The sequence below is a fragment of the Paenibacillus sp. 598K genome (assembly GCF_003851045.1).
In the GTDB taxonomy this organism is placed as follows: domain Bacteria; phylum Bacillota; class Bacilli; order Paenibacillales; family Paenibacillaceae; genus Paenibacillus_D.
Map to the genome: position 1 here is coordinate 1 of NZ_BFBX01000180.1, position 7,544 is coordinate 7,544.

8 protein-coding genes and 1 pseudogene are annotated in these 7,544 nt (G+C 58.8%); 8 read left to right on the plus strand and 1 reads right to left on the minus strand.

The window, feature by feature from the left end:
* Positions 1-185: 185 nt before the first annotated feature.
* From PA598K_RS33795 to PA598K_RS33805, 3 genes are all read left to right on the plus strand, one after another.
* Positions 186-842, plus strand: coding sequence for an HAD family hydrolase (locus PA598K_RS33795; RefSeq protein ID WP_260405749.1), 657 nt, complete (start codon positions 186-188; stop codon positions 840-842).
* Positions 843-1,078: 236 nt separating this feature from the next.
* Positions 1,079-1,900, plus strand: a complete 822-nt coding sequence (locus PA598K_RS33800) for an AraC family transcriptional regulator (protein ID WP_185602394.1) — start codon at positions 1,079-1,081, stop codon at positions 1,898-1,900.
* 126 nt (positions 1,901-2,026) lie between these two features.
* Entirely contained in the window at positions 2,027-2,857 is an 831-nt protein-coding gene (locus tag PA598K_RS33805; protein ID WP_185602395.1) for a phytanoyl-CoA dioxygenase family protein, read from the plus strand.
* A gap of 123 nt (positions 2,858-2,980) precedes the next feature.
* Here the strand turns inward: PA598K_RS33805 and PA598K_RS33810 are convergent, their stop codons facing one another.
* Positions 2,981-3,262, minus strand: a complete 282-nt coding sequence (locus PA598K_RS33810; RefSeq protein WP_128661137.1) for a MerR family transcriptional regulator — start codon at positions 3,260-3,262, stop codon at positions 2,981-2,983.
* A 257-nt stretch (positions 3,263-3,519) separates the two neighbouring features.
* Here PA598K_RS33810 and PA598K_RS33815 point away from each other — a divergent pair, with 257 nt between their 5' ends.
* From PA598K_RS33815 to PA598K_RS33835, 5 genes and pseudogenes are all read left to right on the plus strand, one after another.
* A complete protein-coding gene (locus PA598K_RS33815) occupies positions 3,520-5,109 on the plus strand; it encodes a flavin monoamine oxidase family protein (RefSeq protein WP_307719910.1) in 1,590 nt (529 codons plus the stop codon).
* A 105-nt stretch (positions 5,110-5,214) separates the two neighbouring features.
* Positions 5,215-5,766, plus strand: coding sequence for a RidA family protein (locus PA598K_RS33820; protein ID WP_128661138.1), 552 nt, complete (start codon positions 5,215-5,217; stop codon positions 5,764-5,766).
* A 24-nt stretch (positions 5,767-5,790) separates the two neighbouring features.
* Positions 5,791-6,045, plus strand: a complete 255-nt coding sequence (locus PA598K_RS33825) for a twin-arginine translocase TatA/TatE family subunit (protein ID WP_128661139.1) — start codon at positions 5,791-5,793, stop codon at positions 6,043-6,045.
* Between the two features lie 226 nt (positions 6,046-6,271).
* A complete protein-coding gene (tatC, locus tag PA598K_RS33830) occupies positions 6,272-7,036 on the plus strand; it encodes a twin-arginine translocase subunit TatC (protein WP_128661140.1) in 765 nt (254 codons plus the stop codon).
* A 287-nt stretch (positions 7,037-7,323) separates the two neighbouring features.
* Positions 7,324-7,544, plus strand: a pseudogene (locus PA598K_RS33835) (asparaginase); the annotation flags it as partial.

A 7,544-nucleotide genomic window follows, 5' to 3' on the forward strand; every position in this document is an offset into this window, starting at 1 on the left:
GGAGTTTTTCAACAGCCTGGTTTTTGCACTTAATGTCGCCTCGTCCAAAGCGAGTGGAGAGTAGTTGCTAGTCTATAGCTGACAATTGTCAGAAGTCTTTTGCCTTCCCTCAGAAAGCAGGCGCAAGGCGTTTTTTTTGTTGTACAATGAATACAAAACCGACGCAAACGCGAAAGGGGAATCTCATGACAGAGACACTAGATGTGCGGGGCCTCATCTTTGATATGGACAATACGCTGCTGCGCTCGCGCATCGACTTTGGCCGGATGAAGGGGGAGACGTATGCGTATCTGGCGACGAGCGGCATCCTGCCGGAGGATATGGAGCTGGAGCGCCACACGACGTCGACGCTGATGGATGCCGCTGTACGCACCGGTCGGATGACGGAGGCGATGGCGGCGGAGATGTGGGAGATCGCTAACCGGATCGAGCGTGAGGGGATGCATGGCGCGGTGCTGGAGCCGGGGGCTGCGGAGCTGCTGCGTGAGCTGCATGGGCGACTGCCCCTGGTGATCGTCACCAACAATGCGTGCGAGGCGGCGGAGCTGGCGCTGCGGGAAAATGGGGTGCTGCATTACTTCGACGACGTGATCGGAAGAGACCGGGTAACGGCGATGAAGCCGGAGCCGGACGCCAGCCTGCTCGTCCTGTCTCTCTATCCCGAGATCCCTGCTGGACAATGGCTGTCCGTCGGCGACTCCTGGATCGATGGCGCAGCGGCTACGGCAGCGGGCATCCGGTTCGTCGCCTACAACGGCGACCTGGCGCGTATGCGAGCGATGGGCGTTCAGTTGTATGGCGAGATCAGCCAGCTCGCTCAACTGGTCGACTACCTGGATTAGGGAGGCGGATCGCGATGCATGACGAGGATAGGAGTCAGACTGATCGACCGAGATCGGGAGCGCGTGTGCCGTCCGCTAGCCAACAGGGCAACGACTCGGTATGCGAGTCGCCGGCTCGCTGTCCAGCTCACGATAGGTTCTTCTCGTCCGCGAGCCCTCTCGGTATCCGCAAAGACCGCACGCCAGCGGAGCCAGCGCGGTTCGTCGATGCGGAGGGCTACCGTGAGGAGTTGCCCATGGACGGCCAACTGGAGGCGCTCTCGTATATCGGCATCAACTCGCGCGAGGCTTGGGAGGTGTCGGCCCACATCCACGACCATTTCGAGCTGTGTTACATCGATGAGGGGAGAGGCTGGTTCGCGGTGGATGGCAGGCTGATGCAGGTGAGTGCAGGAGACGTGTTCGTGACGAAGCCGGGCGAGATCCATCAGGGCGCGGCCTCGGGAGACCGACCCTATCGTCTGTATTATGCGGGCTTCCGTCTGAACGGCATGCCGGGTCTGGAGGATGACTACTATCGCCTCGGTCGCAGCCGTGTGGTAACAGACGGAGACGGCATAGCGAAGGCGTTGTTCGACCAACTGTTCAGGGAGCTGATGGAGCCGCAGCCTCACGGCGCGCTGGTCGCCCGGAGCTGCTTCGTACAGCTGCTGGTGCAGGTGATCCGGATCTACACCCGGCAATCGCCGGATCGCGAGAGTCGGTCGGCCGTCGGGATGCCGCCTGTCGTCAAGGAGCTGCTCGAGGAGCTGCATGCGCTCGAGGGCGGACGGTCGGGCATCGATGCCTTGGCGCAGCGTCATCATGTGAGCCGGACGCATCTGGAGCGAGAGTTCAAGCGCTGTCTCGGTCTGCCGCTGGGTCGCTACATGCGCGAACTGCTCGTCGAGAGGGCGAAGTATTGGCTGCGCCAGCCGGGTCATACGGCGACAGAGATTGCCGAGCGGCTCGGCTTTTCGGGCCTTCATGCGTTCAGCGTATTTTTCAAGCGTCATACCGGGATGGCGCCGGCGGATTTTCGCAAGTCTGCGCTCCAAGCTACTACCTCAACGCAATAGGACGAAAAACGTTAACGATGCGCTGTATTCTGCCAACGCCACAGACCGGCTCATTCGCGTATGCTTAAGGCAACGCCGACGACCAAGAGACGTCGGACTAGGGGCAGAAGGGCAGGCGTTGAGCAGATGAAAATAAACGAAGTGGTTATGCCGAAGGCGGAGGATGTCGCGTTCTACCAGGACAATGGGTACTGGATCGCACCGAAGCTGATCGATGATAAGCGACTGGAGCTTCTGCGCGAGCGGATGGAGCGAGTCTACAATGGCGAGTACGAAACAGGACGCGGACCGTGGCCGGGGGGCTGGCAGCCGGAGCAGGGCGATGTGCTGCGCAAGACCGATAACAGTCATTGGACCGACCATGCGCTGCGCGGACTGGCTACAGATCCGTCTATCGGGGCGATTGCCGCCGCGCTGATGGGCGCGTCCTCGATCCGGCTCTGGCACGATCAGCTGCTGTACAAGCCGGGGCGGCCGGACCGGCGGTCGGGCGGTAATGTCGGCTGGCATCAGGATTATACGTATTGGCAATGCGCGGCCGAGCCGACGCTGATCACCGCCTGGGTCGCCTTTGATGACGTCGATCTGGACAATGGCTGCATGCAGGTCGTCCCGCGCAGCCATAAGTGGGGGATGCTGAACGTCAACGACTTCTTCGAGCAGGATCTGCAAAAGCAACAGGAGGGCATGGAGCTGCCCGAAAACGAGCGCTTCGAAGTCGTGTCGCTGCGGATGAAGGCGGGGCAGGTCAGCTTCCACCACGCCTATACACTCCATGGTAGCGGTCCCAATACGACTGCGCATCCAAGGCGCTCGCTGGCGGTTCACCTGATGACGGGCGAGACGCGGTATCGCGCGGGCACCCGAGGAGACAACCATATGAATGTGGGATTGCTCGGCGGCAAGGATGGCGATCTGTTCGAAGGCCCGAGTTTCCCTGAGTTGTACCGCGCTTAGCAAGCATGTACCACGAAGTATTAATCCACTCGGGCATCGCATCAATGCTGGAAGGCTTACCCAAGACAATCCAACTCCGCAGGCATTCGCCTGTGGAGTTTTGCTTTTTTTCCTGAGGGCCAGTTAGCCCAGATTGCGTCGTCCGCAGCTATCGGCCGATACCCCGAGCTTCATCTGCTTGCGCCGCTCCATCTCCTTGATCTCCCGGATGTACAGGCCGTCCTCCATCTTCTCAGCGATCTCGCATAGCCGCTCGATGTCGTCGAATGAGTAACGCCGGGTCCCGCCCGCCGTTCGCTCCGGGAAGATCAACCGTCGTTCCTCGTAATAGCGTATTTTGCGCTCCGATAATCCGGTCAGTTCACTCACCAGACCGATAGCGATGACTTTCTTCTCCTTGTACATCCGCATTTGTCACCCCTTCGCATATACGATCGGTATGCAATTGTCTAATTATTGACCCCCATTCTGTTATTATCATCGCGTATTTTTTCATACTTGAAAATAGTTCTGTAAGATTATCTTACGTTAAAACTTTGTCGAAACACTAATTTCAAAAATTATGTTAGATAATATGACGTAAATCCATACAATTCCTTCTGCCTGGTGCTATGCTAAGTCCCGAGAACGACGCTGATACAGGCGACAAAGGAGGAAGCAGGGTGACAGAACAGGTAGGAACGCAGATGTCTCGCAGGCAATTCCTGATGCAAGTGGGCAAGGCGGGCGGCGCTGTCGCGGTCTATAGCGCGATGAGCACGCTCGGACTGCTGGGCCAGTCGGCCAGCGCCGCGACGCTGCCTCCGCCCGGAGAGGTCAATGCGGCTCAGCGCAACGGCAAGCGAATCGTCATCCTGGGTGCGGGATTGGCCGGGATGACTGCGGCCCTGGAGATGACCAAAGCCGGCTATGAATGCGTCATCCTCGAAGCCCGCTCCCGGCCAGGCGGTCGCAACTGGACGATCCGTCGCGGCGATGCGGTGACCGAGACGGGCGGGGTCAAGCAAGTAGCCCGCTTCGATGAAGGACTGTACTTCAATCCGGGACCGGCGCGCATCCCGCAGCATCATATTACGATGAAGTACTGTCGGGAACTCGGCGTGCCGCTGGAGGTATTCGGCAATGTTAACGACGCGGCGTACTTCTATAGCGAGAATGTCGGCCCGCTCTCCGGCAAGAAGATCAGGAAGCGTGAGGCCAAGGCCGATGTGCGCGGCTACACGAGCGAGCTGCTCGCCAAGGCGGTCGATCGCAATGCGCTGAACCTGCCGCTCACCGAGAGCGACAAGGAGAAGCTCGTCGCCTATCTGCGCCGGGAGGGCGATCTCGATGCCGATCTGTTCTACAAAGGCTCGGGACGCCGCGGCTACAAGGTGCTGCCTGGCGGCGGCGAGACGCCGGGGGTGCGGGAGGACCCGTACAATCTGAGCGCGATCATCCAGTCGGGCTTTGGCAACAGCTTCAATTCCGAATACTCGCTCGATCAGCAGATGATGATGTTCCAGCCAGTCGGCGGGATGGATCAGATCGGCAAGGCGTTTGCCCGCAAGGTCGGGCATGTGATCCGCTACCAGGCCGTCGTGCAGCGGATCCGCCAGAGCGAGAGCGGCGTCAGCGTCACCTATCGGGCGGATGACGGCTCGGTGCAGGAGGCGACGGGAGATTACTGCATTTGTACGATTCCGCTCAGCGTGCTCAAGGATATCCCTGCCGACTTCAGCAAGGAGATGAGCGAGGCGATCGGCAAAATCTCGTATGCGACGACAGGCAAGATCGGCTTCCAGTTCAGAAGGCGGTTCTGGGAGATCGACGAGGGCATCTATAGCGGCATGACGACGACCAATATGGATATCAACCAGATCTGGTACCCGTCGAGCGATTACCTGAGCCGCAAGGGCATCGTCGTCGGTTATTACAACTTCGGCGAGGCGGCTGTTCAGCTAGGCGACATGTCTCTGGCCGAACGCGAGGAATACGCGCTGAAGCAAGGGGCGAAGATTCATCCGCAGTACCATAAGGAATTCGAGACGTCCTTCTCCATCGCCTGGCACAAGACGACGTACAATATGGGCGGCTGGGCGAGCTATTCGGCGGCTGACCGCAAGGATTATTACCCGACGCTTAACAAGCCGGACGGCCGCATCTATCTGGCTGGCGAGCATCTGAGCTACCTCACCGGCTGGATGGCAGGCGCATTCGAGTCGGCGCTGCTGACGGTCAAGGCGATTCAGGAGCGAGTGATGAAGGCGTAAGTCGAAGGCTGAATGTCGGAAACCGGGAGTCGAAAGCCGGGAGCTGAAAGCTCTGGTGGAGCATGGGACAAGTCATTTTATACTATCGAACAAAGGAGTGGCGCTATGAAGATCAGGAACAAATGGATGCTTGCGGCGCTGACGGCTGCCGCTATCAGCGCGCTTAGCATCACGGCCTATGCGGCCGGCCCGATGACGCCGAACAAATATACGGCCGAGCCGATCCACGAGGTGGAGTTCTACGGGTCGCCGAGCTCCTCGATCGCCTCGGGCGTCTCGGTGCCGCAGGATATGGCGTATCTGTGGACGAGCGGTACGGTGCCGCCGGTGCTGAACCGGGACGGCAAGACGATCCATGAGCGCTATGGCGATACGAAGACGCAGGCGGTCGGCATCCTGAAGCGGATCGAGACCGATCTGAAGGCGAAGGGACTGACGATGAAGGATGTTGTCTATCTGCGCGTCTATCTGGTCGCGGACCCGGAGAAGGAAGGCAAGGTCGACTATGACGGCTGGTTCGAGGCGTATGGCGAGTACTTCAATACCGAGGCGAACCCGACCAAGACAGCGCGCTCGACGCTTGCGGTCGCAGGTCTGGTCAACAGCGACTGGCTGATCGAGATCGAGGCGGTCGCCGCTTATCCCAAGAAGCGCTAAATAGAACAAGAGGAGGCGAAGGCGATGCTGCAAAGTATCGGGATTCCCGGATTGATTCTTATTTTGGTCATTGCGCTGGTCGTCTTCGGCCCGTCCAAGCTGCCCGAGATCGGTCGGGCGATGGGCCGGACGCTCCAGGAATTCAAGCGCTCCACCAAGGAGCTGGTGCATGAGGAGGAGCCTGAGCTGCGGGAGCTGCGCGAGAGCCGCGACAGCCGCGAGGCGCGACACGGTATGGCGGTCATCGAGGCGAAGCCGGAGAAGCCGGCGGCGATGTAGCATGTTGGCTGGGAGGCCGTGTAAGCAGGTTCTTAGAGCAGCCGGTGTTGGCATGTCGACGAACAGCTGGTGTTCGCGTGTCGGCGATCAGCTGGTGCAGCATGCTTGCTGACAGTCGGGCAGGATAGCCCCTGGCGACAAGAGGAGGCGATGGCTGGACCGTCGGCCTCCTCTTTGGTGCGGGATAGGCTTGCCCATGCGACGAAGACGAGGAGGAGGAGAAGAGATGGGGGATACGATGAATCTGGTGGAACATCTAGGCGAGCTTCGCAGACGACTGATGATCATTATGGCGGCCTTTGTCGTCTCGCTGCTGGGGGCTTTTCTGTTCGTCCGGCCGATGTACGACTGGCTGACGCGAGGGATGGAGGTCAAGCTGGCGCTGCTTGGTCCAAGCGATATTTTGTGGGTGTATATGCTGATTGCCGCCGTCTTCGCCGCAGCTGCGACGATGCCGGTGCTGGCGTATCAGCTCTGGGCTTTTGTGAAGCCGGCCTTCACCGAGCGGGAGCACAAGGCGGCGTTCCAGATGATCCCGGCGGTGACGGCGCTCTTCATCGCGGGTATTTGCTTCGGCTACTTCGTGGTGTTCCCTGTCGTCTATTCCTTCCTGGGCGGGCTGTCGGACGGCCAGTTCGATACCGTCTATACGGCGGAGCGCTACTTCACGTTTATGGCGCATATGACGCTGCCCTTCGGCGTCCTCTTCGAGATGCCGGCGGCCGTGCTGTTCCTGACCAAGCTCGGTATTCTCAACCCGCAGCGGCTCGCCAAGGCGCGCAAGGGCGCTTACTTCGCACTCGTCGTCATCGGCGTGCTGGTCACGCCGCCGGACCTGGTGTCGGATCTGCTGGTGATCATCCCGTTGTTGTTGCTGTATGAATGCAGCATTACGCTTTCGCGCATCGTCTATCGCAAGCGTCTGCAGGAGCAGGAGAGGCAGGAGCGAGAAGCGCAGGAGTCGAGCGGGGAGGGGCTGGTGCAGGCTTAGGCTGGTGCAGTCTGCTATGTTCAAGTTACTATATGTAAAGTTTTGTGACATAATTATTTTGATTTCCTTTCTAGCAGAGGATCCGGAAAAATGTCGTTTGGATGATATTGTTTGCTGGGAAATGCGAAGGAAATCAGGAGAAAATAGAGGGAAACGCGTCGATATCGATAGAGAATGTATATTGTATACGGTTAAATCGCCAAAAATGGGTTTGTAAATAAATCTAACACAAATATATAATCCGAAATAGATTCTAGCAAATATATCGCACAGGAGGAGAAGGAAACATGACAGAGATGATAAAGGGTAGGTTCAGCAAGAAGGTTCTCATTCCAGTGTTGATATTGTCGCTGCTCGTCTCCATGTCGAGCGTGTTGGCCATTATGGTACGCGCCGAAGAGGCGCCGATATTGCCAACGTTCGATATCCCGGCGCTGACGCAAGAGCAAGTGGCGTCTCCCAAGCCCAACGTTATCGTCGTAGCAACCGGCGGCACGCTGGCGGGACA